Annotated in this window: 20 protein-coding genes and 1 tRNA gene; 15 read left to right on the forward strand and 6 right to left on the reverse strand. The window is 60.3% G+C overall.

Annotated features, from left to right (window positions below; all coding sequences use genetic code 11):
* Nucleotides 1–3 precede the first annotated feature (3 nt).
* Genes KUF55_RS13620 through KUF55_RS13635 form a run of 4 tightly spaced genes read right to left on the reverse strand, consistent with a single transcriptional unit; the run spans nucleotide 4 to nucleotide 5,676 of the window.
* Nucleotides 4–609 carry a Na+/H+ antiporter subunit E gene (locus KUF55_RS13620; RefSeq protein WP_132359147.1) on the reverse strand — a complete coding sequence of 202 codons (606 nt, stop codon included), beginning with the start codon at nucleotides 607–609 and terminating at the stop codon, nucleotides 4–6.
* Nucleotides 606–2,234 (reverse strand): Na+/H+ antiporter subunit D, encoded by a 1,629-nt coding sequence (locus KUF55_RS13625; RefSeq protein ID WP_132359149.1) that lies wholly within the window; start codon nucleotides 2,232–2,234, stop codon nucleotides 606–608. Before KUF55_RS13625 ends, KUF55_RS13620 begins: the two co-directional genes overlap by 4 nt.
* Entirely contained in the window at nucleotides 2,231–2,692 is a 462-nt protein-coding gene (locus KUF55_RS13630) for a Na(+)/H(+) antiporter subunit C (protein WP_132359151.1), read from the reverse strand. Before KUF55_RS13630 ends, KUF55_RS13625 begins: the two co-directional genes overlap by 4 nt.
* Complete coding sequence (locus KUF55_RS13635) at nucleotides 2,689–5,676, reverse strand: Na+/H+ antiporter subunit A (protein ID WP_132359153.1); 2,988 nt, start codon at nucleotides 5,674–5,676, stop codon at nucleotides 2,689–2,691. Before KUF55_RS13635 ends, KUF55_RS13630 begins: the two co-directional genes overlap by 4 nt.
* A 244-nt stretch (nucleotides 5,677–5,920) precedes the next feature.
* Here KUF55_RS13635 and KUF55_RS13640 point away from each other — a divergent pair, with 244 nt between their 5' ends.
* Both KUF55_RS13640 and KUF55_RS13645 read left to right on the forward strand, forming a co-directional pair.
* Nucleotides 5,921–7,270 carry an MFS transporter gene (locus KUF55_RS13640; protein WP_218816925.1) on the forward strand — a complete coding sequence of 450 codons (1,350 nt, stop codon included), beginning with the start codon at nucleotides 5,921–5,923 and terminating at the stop codon, nucleotides 7,268–7,270.
* Nucleotides 7,271–7,287: 17 nt separating this feature from the next.
* A complete protein-coding gene (locus tag KUF55_RS13645; RefSeq protein WP_255557046.1) occupies nucleotides 7,288–8,328 on the forward strand; it encodes a malate dehydrogenase in 1,041 nt (346 codons plus the stop codon).
* An 83-nt stretch (nucleotides 8,329–8,411) separates the two neighbouring features.
* Here KUF55_RS13645 and dcd read toward each other — a convergent pair whose 3' ends face one another.
* Entirely contained in the window at nucleotides 8,412–8,993 is a 582-nt protein-coding gene (gene dcd, locus KUF55_RS13650) for a dCTP deaminase (RefSeq protein ID WP_132359159.1), read from the reverse strand.
* A 175-nt stretch (nucleotides 8,994–9,168) separates the two neighbouring features.
* Here dcd and KUF55_RS13655 point away from each other — a divergent pair, with 175 nt between their 5' ends.
* The 4 genes from KUF55_RS13655 (at nucleotide 9,169) to KUF55_RS13670 (ending at nucleotide 12,609) form a co-directional block, all read left to right on the forward strand.
* Entirely contained in the window at nucleotides 9,169–9,996 is an 828-nt protein-coding gene (locus tag KUF55_RS13655; protein WP_218816926.1) for a D-alanyl-D-alanine carboxypeptidase family protein, read from the forward strand.
* A 60-nt stretch (nucleotides 9,997–10,056) separates the two neighbouring features.
* Entirely contained in the window at nucleotides 10,057–10,602 is a 546-nt protein-coding gene (locus KUF55_RS13660) for a hypothetical protein (protein WP_218816927.1), read from the forward strand.
* Nucleotides 10,603–10,903: 301 nt separating this feature from the next.
* Nucleotides 10,904–11,266, forward strand: a complete 363-nt coding sequence (locus tag KUF55_RS13665; protein ID WP_218816928.1) for a hypothetical protein — start codon at nucleotides 10,904–10,906, stop codon at nucleotides 11,264–11,266.
* Between the two features lie 65 nt (nucleotides 11,267–11,331).
* Nucleotides 11,332–12,609, forward strand: a complete 1,278-nt coding sequence (locus KUF55_RS13670) for an Nramp family divalent metal transporter (protein ID WP_218816929.1) — start codon at nucleotides 11,332–11,334, stop codon at nucleotides 12,607–12,609.
* Between the two features lie 118 nt (nucleotides 12,610–12,727).
* Here the strand turns inward: KUF55_RS13670 and KUF55_RS13675 are convergent, their stop codons facing one another.
* Nucleotides 12,728–14,434: a fumarate hydratase gene (locus KUF55_RS13675; protein ID WP_218816930.1), complete on the reverse strand. Its 1,707-nt coding sequence runs from the start codon at nucleotides 14,432–14,434 to the stop codon at nucleotides 12,728–12,730.
* 110 nt (nucleotides 14,435–14,544) lie between these two features.
* On the opposite strand from KUF55_RS13675, the gene KUF55_RS13680 reads away from it, so the two are divergent.
* The 9 genes from KUF55_RS13680 (at nucleotide 14,545) to KUF55_RS13720 (ending at nucleotide 21,071) form a co-directional block, all read left to right on the forward strand.
* A complete protein-coding gene (locus KUF55_RS13680; protein ID WP_218816931.1) occupies nucleotides 14,545–15,036 on the forward strand; it encodes an SseB family protein in 492 nt (163 codons plus the stop codon).
* Nucleotides 15,037–15,110: 74 nt separating this feature from the next.
* A complete protein-coding gene (locus KUF55_RS13685; RefSeq protein WP_132359173.1) occupies nucleotides 15,111–15,593 on the forward strand; it encodes a cation:proton antiporter regulatory subunit in 483 nt (160 codons plus the stop codon).
* A 17-nt stretch (nucleotides 15,594–15,610) separates the two neighbouring features.
* On the forward strand, nucleotides 15,611–16,798 hold the full coding sequence (locus tag KUF55_RS13690) for a cation:proton antiporter (protein WP_132359175.1): 1,188 nt from the start codon (nucleotides 15,611–15,613) through the stop codon (nucleotides 16,796–16,798).
* 100 nt (nucleotides 16,799–16,898) lie between these two features.
* Nucleotides 16,899–16,969 (forward strand) — tRNA-Gly (locus KUF55_RS13695).
* Between the two features lie 97 nt (nucleotides 16,970–17,066).
* Complete coding sequence (locus KUF55_RS13700; protein ID WP_218816932.1) at nucleotides 17,067–17,993, forward strand: AEC family transporter; 927 nt, start codon at nucleotides 17,067–17,069, stop codon at nucleotides 17,991–17,993.
* Between the two features lie 105 nt (nucleotides 17,994–18,098).
* Complete coding sequence (locus KUF55_RS13705; RefSeq protein WP_218816933.1) at nucleotides 18,099–18,497, forward strand: RidA family protein; 399 nt, start codon at nucleotides 18,099–18,101, stop codon at nucleotides 18,495–18,497.
* Nucleotides 18,498–18,748: 251 nt separating this feature from the next.
* Nucleotides 18,749–19,570, forward strand: coding sequence for an amino acid ABC transporter substrate-binding protein (locus tag KUF55_RS13710; protein WP_218816934.1), 822 nt, complete (start codon nucleotides 18,749–18,751; stop codon nucleotides 19,568–19,570).
* A gap of 66 nt (nucleotides 19,571–19,636) precedes the next feature.
* A complete protein-coding gene (locus tag KUF55_RS13715; RefSeq protein ID WP_132359183.1) occupies nucleotides 19,637–20,302 on the forward strand; it encodes an amino acid ABC transporter permease in 666 nt (221 codons plus the stop codon).
* A complete protein-coding gene (locus KUF55_RS13720) occupies nucleotides 20,289–21,071 on the forward strand; it encodes an amino acid ABC transporter ATP-binding protein (protein WP_132359185.1) in 783 nt (260 codons plus the stop codon). The genes KUF55_RS13715 and KUF55_RS13720 overlap by 14 nt, the downstream gene beginning before the upstream one ends.
* The last annotated feature ends 65 nt before the right edge of the window (nucleotides 21,072–21,136 follow it).

Below are 21,136 nucleotides of genomic sequence, written 5' to 3' on the forward strand. Positions count from 1 at the left end.
TTCTTATCCCTCTTCCTTGCTAACGGAGGACTTCTCGGTCGCTAGGGCAGCAAGTTCTTCTTTGGTTCCCATGATGCGAATTAACCGTTCCTCGATCTTCAGCACCGCGGCCCTGGCCTTTTCCGCGTCCTGCGTGCTGTTCACGTTCAACACGTGCAGGTACAAGGTGGAGGTTCGTCGGTCCACCTCCACAATGTAGGAGCCGGGCACCAGCGTCAGCACGTGACCGACAAAGGTGACCAGGAGGTCAGATTCGGTGCGCAATTCCACCGCAACAACGGCACTGGTGGTGCGCGGACCACGGAAGATCGCCAGGTACATGACCTCAAAACTGGCGCGGACCACGTCCCATAGGAAGATACCGATGAACCCGATGGCACGCAAAATATTAAAACGCCCGGAGAGGATGACCGGCGGTAATCTAAAGACCCGCACCAGCAGCAGCGAAATCAGCAGCCCAAAGACCAGGTTGCCGGGAGCGAAGTCCTGCCAGAGGGCACCCCAGACCAGCATCATCCCCACGAGCAGCGGAAGTTCCTGGCGCAGCGTGGCATGCTGCGGTGTTCCCTGCTCATCCTTGGCGTCGTTTAGTCGTTGATCCTGACTCATGGCGAATTCCCCTCGGTACTACCCAGCACCGCTTCGATGTAGTGTCCCGGATTCAGCAATTGCTCCGCTGCCCTGTCACTGAAGTCAAAGAGCGGGCCGGCGAACACCGTCAGGGCCACACCCACCAACACCAGTGCCCCGGTCATGGCCAGCATGCCTTTGGGCAGCAACGCCGAATCCCCGCGGTCCGAGTATTTGCTCCCGGGCTCATCGGCCACGATGTCGTAGGTGGCCCCGCGCTTCGCCCCGACGCCAACGAGCAACAGCGGATCCGGATCCACCGCGTCTTCTGCCTTACGCCAGAACGCCCTGTTCCAGATGCGCGCGATGGTCAGCAACGTGAGCAGCGAGGTCAGCAACGAGACCGCTATCAGGACCCAGGCCAGCGGGGTCCCCATCTCGGCACCACCTTGCACCAGCCCCAGCTTGCCCAGGAACCCGGAGAACGGCGGAATGCCGCCGAGGTTGATGGCGGGGATGAAGAAGAGCATGCCCAGTAGCGGGGAGAGTTTGGCCAGCGAGCCAAGCCGATCGATGTTGGAGGTTCCTGCCCGGCGTTCAATCAGCCCGGCGACCAGGAAGAGCGATGTCTGTACCACGATGTGGTGCGCCACGTAGTAGACGGTGGCTCCCATGGCCAGCTGGTTACCCACCGCCACCCCGAAGATCAGGAAACCGATGTGGCTGGTCAGGGTGAAGGAGAGCATACGTTTGATGTCCGTCTGCGCCACGGCACCCAGGATTCCCACCAGCATCGTCAACCCGGCCACCACCAGCAGTGCGGTGGAGAACTTGTTTCCCGGGAACAACAGGGTCTCGGTGCGAATGATGGCGTACACCCCGACCTTGGTCAGCAACCCGGCAAAAACGGCCGTCACCGGGGCCGGAGCCGTCGGGTAGGAGTCTGGGAGCCAGAAGGACAGCGGGAAGACAGCTGCCTTGATCCCGAAGGCGACCAGCAGCATCACGTGCAAGACCGTCTGGGTGCCGGGGGCAATTTCTGCCAATTTCAGCGACAGATCGGCCATGTTCACGGTGCCGGTGGCGGCATAGATCATGCCAATGGAGATCAAGAACAGCATCGAGGAAAGCACCGAAACCACCACGTAGGTGGTCCCGGCCCGGATTCTGGCCACGGTGCCGCCCAGGGTCAGCAGCACATAGGATGCGGTGAGCAGAATTTCGAAGCCCACGTAGAGGTTAAACAGATCCCCGGCCAGGAAGGCGTTTGATACGCCCGCCACCAGAATCAGGTAGGCGGGATGGAAGATGGACACCGGCCCATCTTCGTCCCCATCGGCCATGCCCTGACTGGTGGCGTAGAGCAGCACCGCCAGGCAGACCACGGAGGAGACCACCAGCATGAAGGCGGAGAATCCATCAACAACCATCGAGATGCCGAAGGGTGGTGCCCAGCCGCCGAGCGTGACGGCGTAGGTGCCGCCGCCCCAGACCGTGGCCAGCATCCAGATTTCCAGGCATAGGGTGATGACCAAAACGCTGATGGTTACGGTGATCTGGGTGCGGCGCTTGCGGCGCATGATGAAGGCCAGTGCCGCACCAAAAATCGGCAGGGCAACGGCCAACGGGGCAAAGGACACGGCCGAAAGCGGTGCATCGATCATGCGCGTGGCCCCGTTTCTTGGATCGTGTCGGGTTGGATTTCGTCCCCATCAAATTCGGTGGTGTCTTCGGGGACCGGTGAGTCTTCCTCGAAGTCGAAGGTTGACTGCTGCGAGACACGAAGATCCTCGTCATCATCCGCCACAACGTCGGCCCGGGAGATGGCCCAGGAACGGTAGATCATCCCCAGCATGAAGGCGGTGACGGCGAACGTGATCACAATGGCGGTGAGGATCAATGCTTGCGGTAGCGGATCCGAGTATTCCTCGGCCCCCAAGTCCGCCTCATAAAGTGGAGCCTCTCCGCGGCGACCGCCGGAGGCCAGGATCAACAGGTTTACCCCGTTGCCGAGCACCACAATGCCCAACAAGACCCGGGTCAGGGAGCGTTCGAGTAAGAGATAGATGCCCACCGCAAAGAGCACACCCATCACGATCAACAAGGTGACGTTGGTACTCATCGACCAACCCCCGTTTCTGCGTCGGAAACTAGGTCATGGGTATCGGTAGGGCTGCGGCCCTCCGAGCGTTCATCAATTTCCGAGCCCAAGGAGCGCAGCACATCGATGACCAACCCGACCACCACCAGGTACACCCCGATGTCGAAGATGGTGGAGGTGACAAACTTGTGATCCCCGAAGAGCGGCCAGCTGAATTCGATGGCAGCGGAAGTGAAGATCTGCGCACCGAAGAACAGTGGCGCCACGGCGCTGGCCGCTGCCAATGCTAGGCCGGAGCCCATCAGCGTTCCGGGGCTGACCGGGATGGCCTCGGCCAATTCCACGCGTCCCCCGGCCAGATACCGGATGGCCAGCGCCAGGCCGGCCAACAGTCCACCGGCAAAACCACCACCGGGAGTGTTGTGCCCGGCCAACAGCAGATAGACCGAGGCCAGCAAGATGGTGTGGAAGAGCAGCCGGGTCACCACCTCAAAGGTGATGGAACGTCGTTCCGGAGCCAGGGTATGCCCGGCGACCAGCCACGAGTCCTTACTGGAGATCGCAAAATTCTTGGCCACCGCCATGCCCGAGCGGCTGTGGCTTGCTCCGCCAATGGCCTCCGAGCCGTGGTCAACCGAGCCACGCGGTACTAAGGCGGCATTAAGGGTTTTGTCCCCGCGTCCGCGGACAAAGATCAGTGATGCCACACCCGTGGCGGCTGCCGCCAACACGGTGATTTCACCGAAGGTGTCCCAGGCGCGCATATCCACCAGGGTGACGTTCACGATGTTCTTGCCAGCTCCCCCGGTGTAGGCCAATTCCGGGTAAGCCAGGGAAATCGGATCGGCGATGCGCGAGGCCATCGACGTGGCGGCAATGTAAATCATCGACGCTCCGAAGCCGATCCCGATGAGGGCTCGAACCAACCGGTGTCCGGTGGGGTTTTTGCTCCAGAGTTCTACCGGCAAGGCACGCAGCGCCAAAACAAAGGCGACCAGCACAATGGTTTCCACCAGGAGTTGGGTGACAGCCAGATCGGGGGCACCCTGTAGGGCGAAGATTGCTGCCATGCCGTAACCACTGACCGAGACCATCAGCACGGCCAAGAATCGACGGTTGGCCTGCAGGGCACCGAGGGCACCCAGAATCATGATGCAGCCGATGACCAGCTGGGCTGGGGTATCAAAGGCGATCAGGTTTCCCGGCGCCGGGGTCTGGAGCCACAAAGAAACAACGGTCGGAAGTACCAGTGCCGTCATCAGGATCACCACGAGGTAGAACGAGAGCGAACCACGCTGGGTTCGTCCGGTGAGCCAAATCGCCAGGTTATCCACGCCGGTGATGATCAGTTTGTAGTCACGCTCGGCATCAAAGTAGGCAGGCACCATCGCCTGGACCTTGGAGATCCGCTTGCGCGCCACAAAGATCAAGACACCGACGCTCATGCTCACCAGGCTCAGCCCCAGCGCGGGGGTGAATCCGTGCCAGATGGCCAGGTGGATGGGGTGAGCGGCGGCCGGGAATAGCCCCACATAGGGGGTAATGGCCGCCTCAAGGCTGCCCGGGACCCAGGCAAAGACCACGGTAGCCAGGGTGAGTACCAGCAAGGGGGCCAGGAAAAGCCATGGCACCGTCGGGAACGGTGTGGGTTCCATGCCGGCCTTGCGTGCAAAGCCGCCCCAGAGGAAGCGTGCAGCGTAGGCGAAGGTCATCGCCGAACCGAGCATTACGCCCAGCAGCAACACCATGCCGGTAGCACCGTTGCTACTGGCATGTTCAAGCAGTGACTCGTAGACGGCTTCCTTGGCCACAAAACCGAAAAGTGGCGGGACGCCGGCCATGGACGCCGCGGCAATGACGGCTACAACAAAAAGCACCGGTGAGGAAGAGCGGAGGGCCGAAAGTTGGCGAATATCGCGGGTACCCGACTTGTGGTCAATGATTCCCACGATCAAGAAGAGTGTTGCCTTAAAGAAGCCGTGGGCCAACATCATGGCCAGCCCGGCCTTGGCTGCGTTGGGAGTTCCGATCCCGAGGATCAAGACCAGGAAACCCAATTGGGACACCGTGCCATAGGCCAAAACCAATTTGAGGTCGTTTTGCTTCAGCGCTCGCCAACCACCGATGAGCATGGTGGCCAATCCGAGCCAGAGCAGCACCGGCTGCCAGAACGCTGTTTCGTGGAATCCCGGTGCGAATCTGGCAATCAGGTAGATCCCGGCCTTGACCATCGCTGCGGCATGCAGGTAGGCGGAGACCGGTGTGGGTGCCGCCATGGCGCCCGGAAGCCAGAAATGGAACGGGATCAGCGCCGACTTGGAGATGGCACCCACCAGCATCAAGACGATGGCTACGTCGATGTAGGTACCCATCGTGGTGAGTTCCGGTGCCAGTGCCAAGACCTCGGAGATGCGATAGGTACCGGCGGCGGTGCCGAGCATGATCAGCCCGGCCAACATTGTTAACCCGCCGAAGGTGGTGACCATCAGGGCCGTAAGCGCGGAACGTCGTGCGCCCATTCGTGTGCGGTTGAAGCCGATCAAAAGGAACGAAAGAATGGTGGTCAATTCCCAGAAGATGAACATCAGGATCATGTCATCGGCGGTCACCAGACCGAACATGGAGGCCGCGAAGGCGAGTAATTGCGCACCAAATGCTCCGGTGTGCGGATCTTCGTTCTTGAAGTAGCGGGCGCAGTAGAACAGCACCAGGGCGCCGACTCCGAGAACCAGCAGGCACAACACCGCGGCGAGCGCGTCCATCCGGAAATCAAGGTGCACACCCAGAGACGGGAGCCAGTTGAACATCTGAACCGGCGGAGCATTGGGTGAACCGCTGGCAGCACCCTGATCGGCCTCGATGAAACTCGAGAAATTAGCTAAAAGCCAGACGAAGGCCAAAGCGGGAACCGCAGCCAAAACGTAGAACGTTGAACGGCCGAGCATCCGGAATAGAAATGGAGCAATTCCCGCAACAGCGAAAAGCGCAATCAGGACAAGGAGCACACGATCTCCTATGTTCGATAGGCCAGCGTACTGGCAATAAACGGTCAAAAAGACAGCTCTCAGCTTATCAGCCGCGTGCCGCCGCAAATGGGTAAAACACCCTGTTGTACCGGCCGTATTCAAGGGAATAATGCTGGAAGCCAGTTTGTTAATGCCGGGGTATTTGAATGAAATGTGCCCGGTGCTGTAGCGCCCAAAGCGTGGTTAACACCACTAGTTATTCCAATGCGGCTACGATTCACCCATGAGCGAGATTCCTGTTGCATCTGATGCTTCGGCCGACCACCGGAAAATTATTACCAAACCCGTCATGGCATGGGCAGCCTGGGACTGGGGGTCAGCCGCGATCAACGCCGTCATGACCACCTTTGTCTTTACCGTGTATCTGACCAGTGATCTTTTTGGGAACAAGGACGCCAATTCCGTCGTCTTGGGAAATGCCCTAGCCATCGCCGGCTTGGCCATTGCGTTGCTGGCCCCGATCACGGGTCTACGTTCGGATGCCGGAGGGCGCCGCCGCTTCTGGCTGGGCGTGAACACTGTGATCGTTGCCGGGCTGACGGCCGCCTGCTTCTTCGTCTTCCCGGAGCCACGGTTCCTGATTCTCGGCGTGAGCCTCATCGCTCTGGCCTCGGTCTTTTCCGAGTTCGCGACGGTGAATTACAACGCCATGCTCCCGCAGATTTCCACCCCAGCAACCATTGGCAAGGTCTCCGGCTTCGGCTGGGGCATGGGGTACCTCGGTGGCATTTTGGCCCTGGCCATCGTGCTGTTCACCCTGGTGACCCCGCTCTTTGACTGGGCCGGCGCCTCCGAAACTAACGCCTTGAACCTTCGTCTGGTCGCGGTATTCTCGGCTCTCTGGTTCCTCGGCTTCGGGCTTCCGGTACTTTTTGCCGTTCCGGAGATCCCCGGTCCATCATCCGGTGCACGCTTCAGCATCCTGCAGTCCTACGCCGAGTTGTGGCGCCGGGTGGTGGCTCTGGCCCGCACGGATCGCCACACCGTCTTCTTCCTCCTGGCCAGCGCCGTTTTCCGCGACGGATTGGCGGCGGTCTTCACCTTCGGCGGCATCATCGCCGCTGGAACCTTCGGGTTCCCGCTGCAGCAGGTGATCATCTTCGCCATCGCCGGCAACGTGGTCGCCGAGCTCGGGGCCATGCTCGGTGGACTGCTTGATGACAAGATCGGCCCCAAACGCGTGATCATCGGATCACTCATTGGGCTGCTGATCGCGGGCATGGGGGTCTTCCTCTCCCCCGATGCCTCGGGATTCTGGCTCTTCGGATTGATGCTGTGCCTCTTTGTCGGCCCGGCCCAGTCCTCCAGCCGCGCCTTCCTGGCCCGGTTGGCTCCCCAGGGTCAGGAGGGTGAACTCTTCGGCCTGTATGCCACCACGGGCCGCGCCGTCAGTTTCCTGGCTCCCGCCCTCTTTGCCGCAGCCATTGCCCTGGCAGCCCCACACGTCGCCGAGGCTCAACGCTACGGAATCCTGGGCATCTTGGTGGTCCTACTTCTCGGGTTGCTGTTGCTCATTCCGGTGCGAGGCCCCCGCGTTGGTGCCCACCGCAACCCTAGCCAAAACAACGCCTAGCGTGGTGGCATAAAAACATGAACTCAGCAGATCGCATGAAAGTGACAGTGACCGGTGCCGGAGGCCAGATTGGCTACGCCCTACTCTTCCGCATCGCCTCGGGTGCCATGTTTGGTCCAGGAACATCGGTGGATCTGCGCTTAGTGGAAATCCCGGCGGGGATGAAATCCGCCGAGGGCACCGCCTTGGAACTAGTCGATTGCGCGTTCGGCACGCTGAACTCCGTGGAGGTCACCGATGACCCCACGCAGGGCTTCGATGGGACGAACGTGGCGTTGCTGGTCGGGGCGCGGCCCCGGGGTCCGGGGATGGAACGCGCGGACCTGCTCACGGCCAATGGAGCGATCTTCGCGCCGCAGGGAGCGGCCATCAATGCCGCCGCGGCAGATGATGTGCGCGTCCTGGTTGTCGGTAATCCAGCCAATACCAATGCCCTGATCGCCTCGGCACATGCACCCGATGTCCCGGCTCAACGATTTACCGCCATGACCCGGCTTGACCACAACCGGGCACTCGCCCGACTGGCCCTCACGCTGGAAGTCCCGGTGAAGGCCCTCAGCAACGTCATCATTTGGGGAAACCACTCGTCGACCCAAGTCCCGGACATCACCCACGCTCTACTCACATCCAGCGACGGCACCACGCGCCACCTGAGCGATGTGCTCCAGGAAAAACTGGGCGGAAGCACCGCGGTAGGCTCGTGGCTGACCGAGTCTTTCATTCCGGGCGTGGCCAAGCGCGGGGCGGAAATCATCACCGTCCGAGGATCATCATCTGCCGCGTCGGCGGCGGCAGCGGCCGTGGATCATGTGCACGACTCGGTTGTGGGCACCCAGGACGCCTGGACATCGGCGGGTGTGGTTTCCGATGGTTCCTACAACGTGCCGCAGGGACTGATCAGTTCATTCCCGGTTCGGGGCCAGCACGGGAACTTGGAAATCGTGCAGGGGCTCAGCGTGGATCCCGAGGTGCGCGCTCGTATCGATCGCTCGGTTCAAGAACTCATCGAGGAACGCGAGATGGTCACGGCGTTGGGTTTGCTCACCCGCAAACGGTGAGCAGGAGGCTAGCGGCGCCGGGTACCAAAAATGCTGCGCGCGATTCGGGGTGGCGCCTTCTGGCGGCACCCCGCATCGCATGACTACTTTTCTAAGATCGTGCGGTGGAAGTTCAGGTGACTGCGCGACGCGGTGGGACCACGCTGCCCCTGGTAGCGGTTGCCGTAGGCGCCGGAGCCGTAGGGGTGCTCGGTCGGTGAGGAAAGCTTAAAGAAGCACAACTGGCCGATTTTCGACCCGGGCCACAGCTTGATGGGCAGGGTGGCCATATTGGACAGTTCCAGGGTCACGTGGCCGGAGAATCCCGGGTCGATGAATCCGGCGGTCGAGTGGGTCAGCAGGCCGAGTCGGCCCAGCGAGCTTTTGCCTTCCAAGCGGGCGGCAACATCGGTGGGCAGGGTCACGGTTTCGTACGTTGAACCCAGCACAAACTCGCCCGGGTGCAGGATGAAGGGTTCGTCGGGATCCACCTCAACCAGGCGGGTCAGATCCGGCTGGTCGATCGACGGGTCAATGTGGGCATATTTGTGGTTGTCGAAGAGCCGGAAGAACCGGTCAATGCGCACATCCACGCTTGCCGGCTGGACCATCGCCGGGTCGAAGGGGTCGAGCTTAATACGCCCGGAAGCGAGCTCGAGTCGAATATCACCATCAGAAATCAGCACAGTAACAAATTATCCCATCCCTACCGTCCGCGCGGCATTGGTGACCCGAGCTCCATCATCAACTATGGCCACAATCTTCGATCCTCGCCCATCTTTCATGGCCCGAGCTAGGCGAGAACCGGTAGGTAACGGCTATCCTGAGATAGTTCCATCCAGCTTTTTCCGAAGGGGCCTTGTGTCTTTCTTTCGTGTCGGTATCTCCGCGCTCGTGCTCGGCGTCAGCCTTGCGGCGGCACCTCTTGGTGCCCAGGCCACTCCCCTGGCCCCCGTGAATACGGTGCAGATTGCCGGTGCCCCCAAGGCACCGACGACCGAGGAACTGACCAAGAATCAAGCTTCAGTGCTGGCCCTGGTCAGTCGGGCCGAGCCCCTGTCCCCGGCCAATTACACCCCCAAGGATCTTCGATCGGTTTCGGGAACCAGCCTCGAACTGCGTCAAGAAGCGGCAACTGCCCTGGAAAAACTGCTCCAGGCGGCTCGTGCCGACTCCCAGTCGTTGAGCGCGCTGAGTGCCTACCGTTCTTACGACCGCCAAAAGGTTCTCTTTAACGGTTACGTTGCCAGCTACGGCACCGACTACGCCATGCGCATCTCCGCGGAGGCCGGAACCAGCGAACACCAGTTGGGTCTTGCCGCGGATGTGGGGCTCAGCAGCGGATATTGCAATCTCAAGTCATGCTTCGGGGAGACCGAGGGTGGCAAGTGGCTGGCTGCCAACGCCGAAAAATTCGGCTTCATCGTGCGCTACCCCTCCGACGGTGAGAAGGTCACCGGATACAAGTACGAACCATGGCATTTGCGCTACATCGGCGTTGAGCATGCCAAGGCGATGAACGCTTCCGGTGCCGGGACCTTCGAGGAATACCACGCTGCACTACTCAAGGCCTCCAAGGTCAAGACTCCCAGCGCATCGGATATCAAAGCCCAGCGTGAATCACTGCTGGTCCTTCGTTTCTTGCCGCCCTACCGTGACTGGTCCATCGGATACGACTTCGCCCGCTAGGCTTCCACGTCGTGGTGCCGGTTCCACGCCGACCCAAAATTTTCCGATAGCGTGCTGATCATGCCCAGCGATGATTCTGCCCCAATGGTGGAGAACTTCCTGCCGTATTCACCCTTCCTGCCCGGCGGCATCCCACTTGATGGGACGTACGCGCGGTTTGGCGGAAGACTATATGCCTGCCGATCGGTGCGTCCACAACTCGGCACGGCCGAGGTCACAGAGTTGATCCTCATCTCCACCGCGGAACGTCCGGGAACCGAATGGCAGCTCACGCGGGAGTACCCGAGCTGCTCTCACACCGAATGGACCAAGACGATCGCGCGCGCCGATGCCGAAGAAACCTTCGCGTGTAGCGGCAGCATCGCGTGGCACGGCATCACCATTACGGGTCTTGACTATCTTCCGGAAGAAAATCTGGTCGGCGGCTACATGGGTTTCATCAACAAGGACCTCGAGGCCACACGCCAAACCATGGAGCACCTCCACCGGCTCGATGTCGGAACGTGGCACGGATTTGTTCCATTGGACGAGCTTGAGAAGTTAGAGATTCGTCGCGAGCCATGGCCCGAGACGCCGCAAAAGCCGTTCTGGAGATTCTTCCGTTAGACCGATCGTCCCAAATCACCGTGGTCACCCAACCCGACGTAGCATGTTGGTCATGCCCAACAACGACGAACCTCCGAAGATCCGGTTCTATCCGAATCAATGGTTCCTGCCCGACGGAAGTCCACTCCACGGAGATTTCGCACGCGTTAACGGCGTCCTGTTTCTCTGCCGTCCGGAGCGAAACGGAAGCTCGTTGGGCCCCCGGGAACGTCTTGTTTTGCTCACTACCGGAGAGAATCCGGGATCTGGCTGGGAGCTAAAACCGGTGTTTGGCTCCAGCCCCATCTCGCAATGGAGCAAGGTGATCGAGCAATCCGAGGCCGAGGAACTCTTTAGCTGTAGCGCGAAAGCCACGTGGCACTCCATCGATTTCAGCGACCCGACGTATCTGCCGGAGGGGAACCTCATTGGCGGATTCATTGACCGTGCGGATCGTGATTTCGAATCACGGGCCCACGGCATCCAGCGCCTGGAGCGGGTGGATCAGGGCAGTTGGTACGGCTATGTTCCGCTGGAGGAACTAGATCACTTGGAGATCACCCGGCAACCCTGGCCGCATCTCAACGCAGCAGATCCTCTGCCCGCGTCCGTGGATGGTCGGGGTAAGAACTGGCACTCGTGGATCGGCCGAGTGTTTGGTCGGGGCAGCGGAGCCGCTGACTAAAATCCGTTGTGACGGCCTTGGCACCACACTGTTTTAGGCACGCCTAAAACAGGTTACTCTGGACCATGACCAAAGAGTTCTCCGATGCCACCGTAGTCATCGACACCTCCGCATCACCCAGCACACGACTGCCACCGGCCAAGCGCCTGCTCTGGATGCTGGGCCCAGCGCTGGTCGCCGGCGTGGCCTACCTTGACCCGGGCAATGTCGCAGCAAATATGAGCGCCGGCGCCCAGTACGGATACCTCCTGGTGTGGGTGGTCATCAGCGGAAACATCATGGCCTGGCTGGTGCAGTATCTCTCCGCCAAGCTCGGGGTGGTGACGGGAAAGTCACTTCCCGAGGTTTTGCGTGAACGCTTCGGCTCCAGGGCCGGACGGCTCGCCTACTGGATTCAGGCCGAGGCGGTGGCCATGGCCACCGACATCGCCGAAGTCATTGGCGGAGCCGTCGCCCTCTACCTGCTCTTCGGGCTGCCGCTACTGGCCGGCGGTCTGATCACCGGGGTGATCTCGATGAGCCTGTTGCTGATCCAGTCCCGCCGCGGTCCCTGGGTCTTTGAACGCATTGTCATTGGGCTGCTACTGATCATCGCGGTGGGCTTCTGCGCCGGCGTGGTGATCGCCCCACCCGAGGCAGCCGGGTTGGCCGGCGGCCTGATCCCCCGCTTCGCCGACACTAATTCGGTACTGCTGGCGGTCTCCATCCTGGGAGCCACCATCATGCCCCACGCCATTTACGCCCACTCGTCCCTGGCTCGGGACAGATTTGGCAAGGTTCCCAACATGCTGGCCATTCCGCGCCTGCTCAGGGCCACGCGTTGGGATGTTTCCATTGCCATGCTCATTGCCGGATCGGTGAACGTGGCCATGCTGCTGCTGGCCGCCGTGAACCTGGCAGGTGTTGAAGGAACCGAATCCTTGGAGGGCGCACATGCCGCGCTCGGCGCCGCCCTGGGTCCGGTCATCGCTACGCTATTCGCCGTCGGCCTGCTGGCCTCGGGCCTGGCCTCCACCGCCGTCGGTGCCTACGCTGGCGCAGAAATCATGGCGGGGTTGTTGCATCGCAACATTTCGTTGTTGGGCCGTCGCTTGGTCACGCTCGCTCCGGCATTGGTGATTCTTGCCGCGGGTGTGGATCCGACCCTTGCCCTGATCCTGAGTCAGGTGGCGCTGTCCTTCGGCATTCCCTTCGCACTGATTCCGCTGGTTAACCTCACGGCTCGCACCAGTGTGATGGGCCAGCATGCCAACCGCTGGTTCACTACCGCCGCCGGGATCCTGATCTCGGTGCTGTTGGTCTCACTGAACATACTGCTGATCGTGCTGACCATCCGCGGGTAACCCCGCCCCCACCGGGAACTGGCAGTCGGGCAGTACATACAAATGAGGGGTGTGGCGGTGAATGAATTCACTGCCACACCCCTCATTTTTTGCCCCCGGCTTCGCGGGGAGGCAAAAATTACTTGGCGCGCACCGGAATGCCGGTGAAGGTCGGCTTCAGGGTTTCGGCAAAGAAGTCTTCACCCTTGTTGTCCACCACGATGAAGGCCGGGAAGTCCTCAACCTCGATCTTCCAGATGGCTTCCATGCCGAGCTCTTCGTATTCGACGACCTCGACCTTCTTGATGCAGTCCAGAGCCAGACGTGCAGCGGGTCCGCCGATGGAACCCAGGTAGAAACCACCGTGGGTGTTGCAGGCATCGGTCACCTGCTTGGACCGGTTGCCCTTGGCCAGCATGACCATGGAACCACCGGCGGCCTGGAACTGGTCGACGTAGGAGTCCATGCGTCCTGCGGTGGTCGGTCCGAAGGAACCCGAGGCCATGCCTTCGGGGGTCTTGGCCGGACCGGCATAGTAAACCGGGTGATCCTTGAGGTACTGCGGCATTTCTTCGCCGGCATCCAGGCGGTCCTTGATCTTGGAGTGCGCGATATCGCGCGCCACGACCAACGGGCCCGAGAGTGAAAGCCGGGTCTTGACCGGGTGCTTATCCAGCTCGGCCAGAATCTGCTCCATCGGCTGATTCAAGTCGATCTTCACCACGGAGGATCCACCGGTGCCGGTGACCCCATCGGTCTCCTCGTCGTGCGCGGCGAGAGCCGGGTGCGAGGCATCTGGCATGAAGCGCGCCGGATCGGTTTCCAGCTGCTCCACAAAGACTCCCTCGGCGGTGATCTTGGCGAGCATCTGGCGGTCGGCGGAGCAGGAGACGGCAATGGCCACCGGCAGCGAAGCACCGTGGCGCGGCAAACGGACAACACGTACGTCGTGGCAGAAGTACTTACCACCGAACTGGGCACCGATGCCGAAGTGACGCGTCAGTTCGAGGACCTTGTCCTCCAGCTCGATGTCGCGGAAGCCGCGGCCGGTCATCGCGCCGGTGGTCGGCAGGTTGTCCAGGTACTTGGCGCTACCGTACTTGGCGGTCTTCAGCGCGAACTCGGCGCTGGTTCCGCCGATGACGATGGAGAGGTGGTACGGCGGGCAGGCGGCGGTTCCCAATGAACGCAGCTTCTCGTCGAGGAACTTCAGCATCGAGTTTTCGTTCAGGATGGCCTTGGTTTCCTGGTAGAGGAAGGACTTGTTAGCCGATCCGCCACCCTTGGCCATGAACAGGAACTTGTATTGGTTTTCGTGACCGGCCTCGGTGTCGGCGTAGATCTCGATCTGTGCCGGCAGGTTGTTACCCGTGGATTTTTCTTCCCACGTGGTCAACGGGGCGAGCTGCGAGTAGCGCAGGTTCAGCGTGGTGTAGGCATCGTAGATGCCCTTGGACAGAGCCTTTTCATCCGGGCCCTGGGTCAGCACCTGCTGACCACGCTTGCCCATGACGATCGCGGTTCCGGTGTCCTGGCACATCGGCAGGATGCCGCCGGCGGCAATGTTGGCGTTCTTCAGCAGGTCAAGGGCCACGAACTTATCGTTCGGGCTGGCTTCCTCGTCATCGAGGATGTTGCGCAGCTGCTGCAGGTGCGCCGGGCGCAGGTAGTGCGAGATGTCGTGCAGTGCGGTGGTGGCCAGATTTTCCAGCGCCTCCGGATCCACTTCGAGGAAGGTTCGGCCTCCCGGGCCCTCCACGGTGCGCACGCCATCGGTCGAAATCTGGCGGTAGGTGGTCTCGTCTGCCCCAATGGGCAAAAGGTCTTCATACTGGAATTCGGGCATCAGGCTTCCTCGCAACTGAAACAAAACTTATGCACCCATTCTAGGACGCCGGGCCCAACAACCAGACATCGGGTTGCATTGCCGGGCGCAATATAGGGATGCTTGGGGGCATGAGCGAAGAGAACGAATCAGCCACAAGCACCTCCGAGACCGCCGAAGCCACAGCTACCGCGGGTCCCGAAACCACGGCGGCCGCTACCGGCCCGGCCAACCACTTTGAAATGATGATCCGTGCCGCACAGCATGATCCGGCACTAAATGGTCAAGTCATTGCCACCTTCATGAATTCTGAGGTGTTCTTCCTCAGCCGAGAAAAGGTCACCGGCGAATCGCATAATGCCCAGCCGATGCTGCTCCAAAATGCTCAGGGCCAGCCGGTCATCGCGCTGTTCACCGATCTGGGTCGCATCCCCGGCGCCTACATCGACGTGGCACCTTACGGCGTCCAGGTCCTGGGCGGAACCGTCATCCGTTCCCTGCAGGACACCGGTCTGGTGATCAACCCCGGAGACGAACTATGTTTCGAGATTGATGACGCGGGAGTCCGCACCATCCGTGAGGAATTTAATCTCGACGGAACACCGAAAAACCCCACTCAGTAAACGCAACAATCTCTAAAAATGTGCGCTTCGCGACCTGGCACCGTTTAGACGGTGACGCGGTCTAGAGTGTGTATATGGATTTTGAAGATACCTCCCTGCCCGGGCTCGGTGTCCGGCGCGAAATCATCCTCGCGTCCGGGCGCCGAGTGGGTGTGGTGATCCTGCGTGACGGCACCATGCAGTTGATTATTTCTCAGCGAGATGACCCCGACGCCTGTGCCGCGTCGATTCCGTTGAGCGTTGAGGAAGCCGGTGCCATTGGTGCCATGCTCGGCGCTCCACAGTTGGTGACGCAGCTGAGCGATCAGCACCGTGATCTGCCCGGTGTTAACACCCAGCAATTCGTGCTCAGCCACGAAAGCCCATACGTCAACCAGACTCTTGGCGATACTCACCTGCGGACTAGGACCGGCACCTCTGTGGTCGCAGTTTCCCGCAGTGGCAAGGTCTTCCCCTCGCCCACTCCCGGTTTTGAACTTAATGCGGGGGACGTACTGATCATCGTCGGCACCGCGGCGGGGTTGGAAAAAGCGGCGCATCTGATTAACGACGGCTAAGGGGAGGTGCACGGTTCATGCACGGCACTGCGCTAATACTCATTGAGCTCGGCGCCGTTTTCTTGGGGCTTGGATTACTTGGTCGTTTGGCAGCAAAATTCGGGATGACCCCGGTTCCGCTGTATCTGGTCGGCGGACTGCTCTTTGGCAGCGGCGGCATCATCAATTTAGAGGGCATCTCTGAGTTCGGGGAGATCGCCAGCGAAATCGGCGTCATCCTGCTGCTGCTCATGTTGGGGCTTGAATACACCGCCCGCGAACTAGTCACGGGGCTGAAAAGTTCGTGGCTAGCCGGAGTTGTAGATCTGGTTCTGAATTTTGCCCCCGGAGCGGTACTGGCCCTGTTCATGGGGTGGGGATTTGTCGGCGCCCTGGTTCTGGGTGGCGTTACCTATGTTTCCTCCTCCGGCATTATCGCCAAGGTCCTTTCGGACCTCGGTCGTTTAGGTAACCGTGAAACACCCGTGGTGCTCTCCATTTTGGTCCTGGAGGACCTGGCCATGGCGATCTATCTGCCGGTACTCACCGCAACTCTGGCCGGTCTTAGCTTCTGGGGCGGGCTCCGGACCGTAGGGGTTGCCATGGCAACCATCACCCTGGTTTTGCTGGCGGCGCTACGCTTCGGTCCCCAAATTTCCCGCCTGATCCATTCCTCCGACCAGGAAAATTTTCTCCTCAAGCTCATCGGTGCGGCGCTCTTGGTCGCTGGACTCGCCTCCGCGATGCATGTCTCGGCCGCCGTGGGCGCCTTCATGTTGGGCATTGCGATCTCCGGTTCCACCGCGCATTCGGCAACGAAGGTTCTTGAGCCGCTGCGGGATCTGTTCGCCGCGATGTTCTTTGTGGTCTTTGGGCTTAACACCGACCCCACCACGATCCCCGCGGTACTTCCCCTGGCGATCTTGCTGGCGGTCGTCACCTCGCTGACGAAGGTTGCCACCGGGGCGTGGGCGGCCAAACGGGCCGGCATTGGGATCCCGGGCCGCGTTCGAGCCGGTGTGGCCTTGATTGCTCGCGGCGAGTTCTCGATTGTTATCGCCGGATTGGCCGTTGCCTCGGGTGCCGTCACCGGAGAATTAGCCGCTCTTGCCACCGCGTACGTGTTACTACTGGCGGTCTTCGGTCCGATTGCCGCCCGGTTCGCCGAGCAGCTTTCCCGACCATTTTTGACCAAGCGCAGTCCGAGCCCCGACGCGGCAATCTGACTCGTCGTTACCACTGGTGGGAGCGTCGATTAGGTCTTTGTACCCCACTTTGGGATATGCTGTTTTTCGCCCGAGGCGCCATTAGGCTTCTCGGAGCAATGCGGGCGTAGCTCAATGGTAGAGCGCCAGCTTCCCAAGCTGGACACGCGGGTTCGATTCCCGTCGCCCGCTCTTTAGGGACATGGGGACTCGGTCATTGGCCGGGTCCCCACGTATTTAAGTGCGCCTTGCGGTGCTGAATCCTCACCGGAAGGGAAGCGAAGACTTCATGAGCGGTGTACTCTCAGGTTTTGCCGTCGTCTGGACCGTCATAGCAGTGGGGTACTTCGTCGGCCGCACCGGGGTCCTGGGCGAAAATGCTCGCTACGTGCTGAACCGGCTGACATTTTTTGTGGCCAGCCCCGCATTGCTCTTCACCACGCTTTCCGAATCTGACCCGGCCTCGGTCTTGGGCCCATTTCTGGGTGTGGCCGCGGCATCTGCCCTACTCACGGCCATCGCCTACGTACTGATCACCCGCTGGTGGCTCCGCCGCGACCTGACCGAAACCACCATTGGGGCGATGAGTGCCTCCACCGTAAACTCCGCCAATTTGGGTCTCCCGATTGCGTTGTATGTTTTAGGCGATATGGCTCATGCCGCCCCCGTGATTTTGTGGCAATTGGCGCTGTTCTCACCAATCTGTCTGGCCATCCTTGACGCAAGCACGTCCCGGCACCGCACCACCGTCGTCTCGATGCTGGTGCAGACGGCCAAGAATCCGATGATTGTCGGTTCCCTAGCCGGTCTGATGTGTGCGCTCTTTGATCTTCGCCTTCCCCAACCGCTAGCAGATCCCATCGATCTCATCGCCGGAGCTTCCATCCCCGCCATGCTGATTGCCTTCGGTATCTCGCTGGTCGGTTCCAAGCCCTTGGAAGCCTCGGGCGGGCGCCGGGCCGATACGTTGGTGGCCACCGCCATGAAATTGGTGTTTCAACCCGTCGTGGCTTGGGTACTGGCCGTATGGCTCTTCCACCTTGAGAGCGAATCCGTTTTTGCTGCGGTGATCATGGCCGCCCTGCCAACGGCACAAAACATCTTCGTTACCGCCTCACGCTATGAGCGCGGCATTGTCTTGGCCAAGGACACGGTCTTGCTTACCACCATCGTCGCGGTTCCGGCCATGATGGTCGTGCCGTTGATTTTGACCTGAGGTACGGGCCCGCATACCGCGGCATTGAACATACGACGAGTGACATCCACGGTGACGGTGGCTCGGCGTCCCCGAAACCTTTTTCTGCAGCTAGCGAGGAGAAGCATGAAGAATCACCATTTCAGCCCTGCCCTGCACCAGTCCACGGCGCCATTTTCTCATTTCGTACGCGACGGTGACACCGGCTATGTTTCGGGCATGATCGGCCAGCGTCCCGAGGACGGCGCCCTCGTTTCGGACGACATCGCCGAACAATGCACCGCCATGCTGAGAAATGTTGAAACTTTACTCACCGAGCTGGGCCTCACCCTGGCTAACCTGCTGCGGACGACCATTTACCTGACGGACTACAAGGACTTTAACGTCATTAACGACATCTACGCCGCTGCCATGAAAGCTCCCTATCCGGCGCGGACCACACTGCAGGTAGCCGGTCTGCCACTGGGTGCCAAGGTGCAGATCGATGCTGTGGTCACCATGAATGAGCACGGTCGCGTTTCTTAGCCTTAGGTCCGGCGACCGGGTCAGATAGCCAGGGTTATCGTGAGTCACGGTGTGTCGCCGTCATTCCAAAATTGAGCAGTCAAGATTGGATGTGACAAGGATTTTCGACGCACTTCGGAATAAGTGCCTTATGCCTTGACGTTGGCCGTGTTAGCGTCGCATCAAGCTTTTATTTTCACGGTGTCTTGGATCAGCTGTGCCGCTACACCGAACTCGTAGATCATCTGGTCATTGAAAGGACCTCAACCTTCATGAAACGTCAACTCGTTGCCTTGCTGTCCACCGCTCTGCTTGCGATCACCGTCAGCGGTTGCGCTTCGACTACCGAACCGTCGGCGTCCTCCCCGGCCTCGGGAACTGCTCCGGGTTTGACCCTGCAGCAGGTCAAGGACGCCGGGGTGCTGAAGGTCGGCACCGAGGGAACCTACAAGCCGTTTTCGTTCCATGAGGGTGGAACGGGCGCTTTGACCGGTTTTGATGTTGAGATCATTACCGCCGTTGCCGACAAGTTGGGCGTTAAGGCATCCTTCGAAGAAACCCAGTGGGACGCCATCTTTGCTGGTCTGGAGGGCAATCGCTTCGATGTGATCGCCAACCAGGTCACCATCAACGAGCAGCGCTCCGCCAAGTACCTCTTCTCGACTCCGTACACCGTCAGCACGGGCGTCTTGGTGACCAAGGCCGATAACACCGATATCACCTCCTTCGAAGCGTTGAAGGGCAAGAGCTCGGCGCAGTCACAGACCAGCAACTGGAACGCGCTGGCCAAGGAATCGGGGGCAAACGTTCAGGCGGTTGAAGGTTGGGCCCAGGCAGTGACCCTGGTTAAGCAGGGTCGCGTGGACGCAACGATCAACGACAAGTTGACCTACCTGGATTCGCAGAAGACCAAGAACGATCCAAGCATCAAGATCGCGGCCGAAACCACCGAGAAATCCGAAAGCGCCCTGACTTTCCGCAAGGGAAGCGAAGATCTGGTCAAGGCGGTCGACACGGCCATGGGCGAACTAGAGGCCGACGGCACCCTGGCCGAAATCTCTAACAAGTACTTTGGTGAAGACGTCACCAAGTAGGCTTCCTCGTATGCACGATCGCCGGAGATTTCCGGCGCCTTTCCAACGATCCAAGGAGAGCTGTCCATGACAGTCGACTGGAATCTCTTCCTCGACTCGCTTTGGCCCATAACGCAGGGTGCCTTGAAGGGAACCATCCCGCTGTCGCTGATCAGCTTCGTTATTGGTCTGGCCATTGCGCTGCTCATGGCGCTGATGCGACTGAGCAAGAATGCGGTTGTCTCGTTTATTGCCCGGGCGTACATCTCCGCCATTCGGGGAACCCCACTGCTGGTTCAGTTGTTTGTGATTTTCTATGGGCTGCCATCTATTGGAGTCACGCTGAACCCGTGGCCAAGCGCCATCATTGCTTTTTCGCTTAATGTTGGTGGTTACGCTGCCGAGGTCATCCGTGCGGCAATTCTGTCTGTCCCCAAGGGACAGTGGGAGGCGGGCTACACCATTGGAATGTCACGAACGCTGACTCTGCGCCGGCTGATTCTTCCGCAGGCCGCCCGGGTTGCTGTTCCGCCGTTGTCCAATACCTTCATCTCGTTGATCAAGGACACCTCCCTTGCCTCCGTGGTCTTGGTGACGGAGGCGTTCCGTAAGGCTCAAGAGATTGCGGCATTCAGCCAGGAATTTATGCTGATCTACATCGAAGCTGCCCTCATTTATTGGGTGATCTGCCTGGTGCTCTCCATGGGCCAGACTCGCTTGGAAAGAAGGTTTGATCGATATGTCGCACGCTAGTAATTCCACCGAACCCACGGTCTTGCTGAAGGCCACGGGTCTGCAAAAGAGCTTTGGTGACCATGAGGTCCTCACTTCCATCGATCTTCAGATCGGTAAGGGGCAGGTGCTGGCCCTGATCGGTCCCTCCGGTTCCGGTAAGACAACGGTATTGCGCTGCCTGAACGGTTTGGAGATCCCGGACGGTGGCGAGGTGGCCTTCGATCAAGGCCCGGCGGTGTCCTTTACGTCCAAAACGACGCAAAAGCAGGCTCAGGTTCTGCGCTCCCGTAGTGCCATGGTTTTTCAGAACTACAACCTCTTCCCGCATATGACGGTCCTTGAAAATGTCATTGAGGGTCCGGTGATGGTGCAAAGGCGCAAGCGCGCCGAGGCCATCGCCGAGGCCGAATCTCTTCTGGCGCGGGTGGGTCTGGCCGAAAAGCGCGACCAATACCCGCATCAGCTTTCCGGAGGACAGCAGCAGCGCGTCGGGATCGTGCGGGCGTTGGCGTTGAAGCCGTCGCTGTTGCTCTTTGACGAGCCGACCTCGGCCCTGGATCCGGAATTGGTCGGAGATGTCCTGCGGGTCATCAAGGAGCTGGCCGATGAGGGATGGACCATGGTCCTGGTGACCCACGAGTTGGCCTTCGCCCGCGAGGTGGCCGACGAGATTGTGTTCATGGATCAAGGCGTGGTCGTTGAACGTGGCCACCCCGATGTGGTGCTGCGTGCACCGCAAAATGAACGTACCCAGCAGTTTGTGCACCGTCTGCTCAACCCGTTCTAGGTCGCGGAGAAACAGCGGGGAAGCATGAGAAAGGCCCAGCGCCGGGGAAACTTGGAGCTGGGCCT

It is taken from the genome of Paeniglutamicibacter sp. Y32M11 (genome assembly GCF_019285735.1).
Lineage (GTDB): Bacteria > Actinomycetota > Actinomycetes > Actinomycetales > Micrococcaceae > Paeniglutamicibacter.

Bases quoted from the DNA above. Each gene is read 5' to 3' on its own strand.
- KUF55_RS13620 (WP_132359147.1), bottom strand. From the start codon at position 609: ATGAGTCAGGATCAACGACTAAACGACGCCAAGGATGAGCAGGGAACA.
- KUF55_RS13625 (WP_132359149.1), bottom strand. From the start codon at position 2,234: ATGATCGATGCACCGCTTTCGGCCGTGTCCTTTGCCCCGTTGGCCGTT.
- KUF55_RS13630 (WP_132359151.1), bottom strand. From the start codon at position 2,692: ATGAGTACCAACGTCACCTTGTTGATCGTGATGGGTGTGCTCTTTGCG.
- KUF55_RS13640 (WP_218816925.1), top strand. From the start codon at position 5,921: ATGAGCGAGATTCCTGTTGCATCTGATGCTTCGGCCGACCACCGGAAA.
- KUF55_RS13645 (WP_255557046.1), top strand. From the start codon at position 7,288: ATGAACTCAGCAGATCGCATGAAAGTGACAGTGACCGGTGCCGGAGGC.
- KUF55_RS13660 (WP_218816927.1), top strand. From the start codon at position 10,057: ATGCCCAGCGATGATTCTGCCCCAATGGTGGAGAACTTCCTGCCGTAT.
- KUF55_RS13670 (WP_218816929.1), top strand. From the start codon at position 11,332: ATGACCAAAGAGTTCTCCGATGCCACCGTAGTCATCGACACCTCCGCA.
- KUF55_RS13675 (WP_218816930.1), bottom strand. From the start codon at position 14,434: ATGCCCGAATTCCAGTATGAAGACCTTTTGCCCATTGGGGCAGACGAG.
- KUF55_RS13680 (WP_218816931.1), top strand. From the start codon at position 14,545: ATGAGCGAAGAGAACGAATCAGCCACAAGCACCTCCGAGACCGCCGAA.
- KUF55_RS13685 (WP_132359173.1), top strand. From the start codon at position 15,111: ATGGATTTTGAAGATACCTCCCTGCCCGGGCTCGGTGTCCGGCGCGAA.
- KUF55_RS13690 (WP_132359175.1), top strand. From the start codon at position 15,611: ATGCACGGCACTGCGCTAATACTCATTGAGCTCGGCGCCGTTTTCTTG.
- KUF55_RS13700 (WP_218816932.1), top strand. From the start codon at position 17,067: ATGAGCGGTGTACTCTCAGGTTTTGCCGTCGTCTGGACCGTCATAGCA.
- KUF55_RS13705 (WP_218816933.1), top strand. From the start codon at position 18,099: ATGAAGAATCACCATTTCAGCCCTGCCCTGCACCAGTCCACGGCGCCA.
- KUF55_RS13710 (WP_218816934.1), top strand. From the start codon at position 18,749: ATGAAACGTCAACTCGTTGCCTTGCTGTCCACCGCTCTGCTTGCGATC.
- KUF55_RS13715 (WP_132359183.1), top strand. From the start codon at position 19,637: ATGACAGTCGACTGGAATCTCTTCCTCGACTCGCTTTGGCCCATAACG.
- KUF55_RS13720 (WP_132359185.1), top strand. From the start codon at position 20,289: ATGTCGCACGCTAGTAATTCCACCGAACCCACGGTCTTGCTGAAGGCC.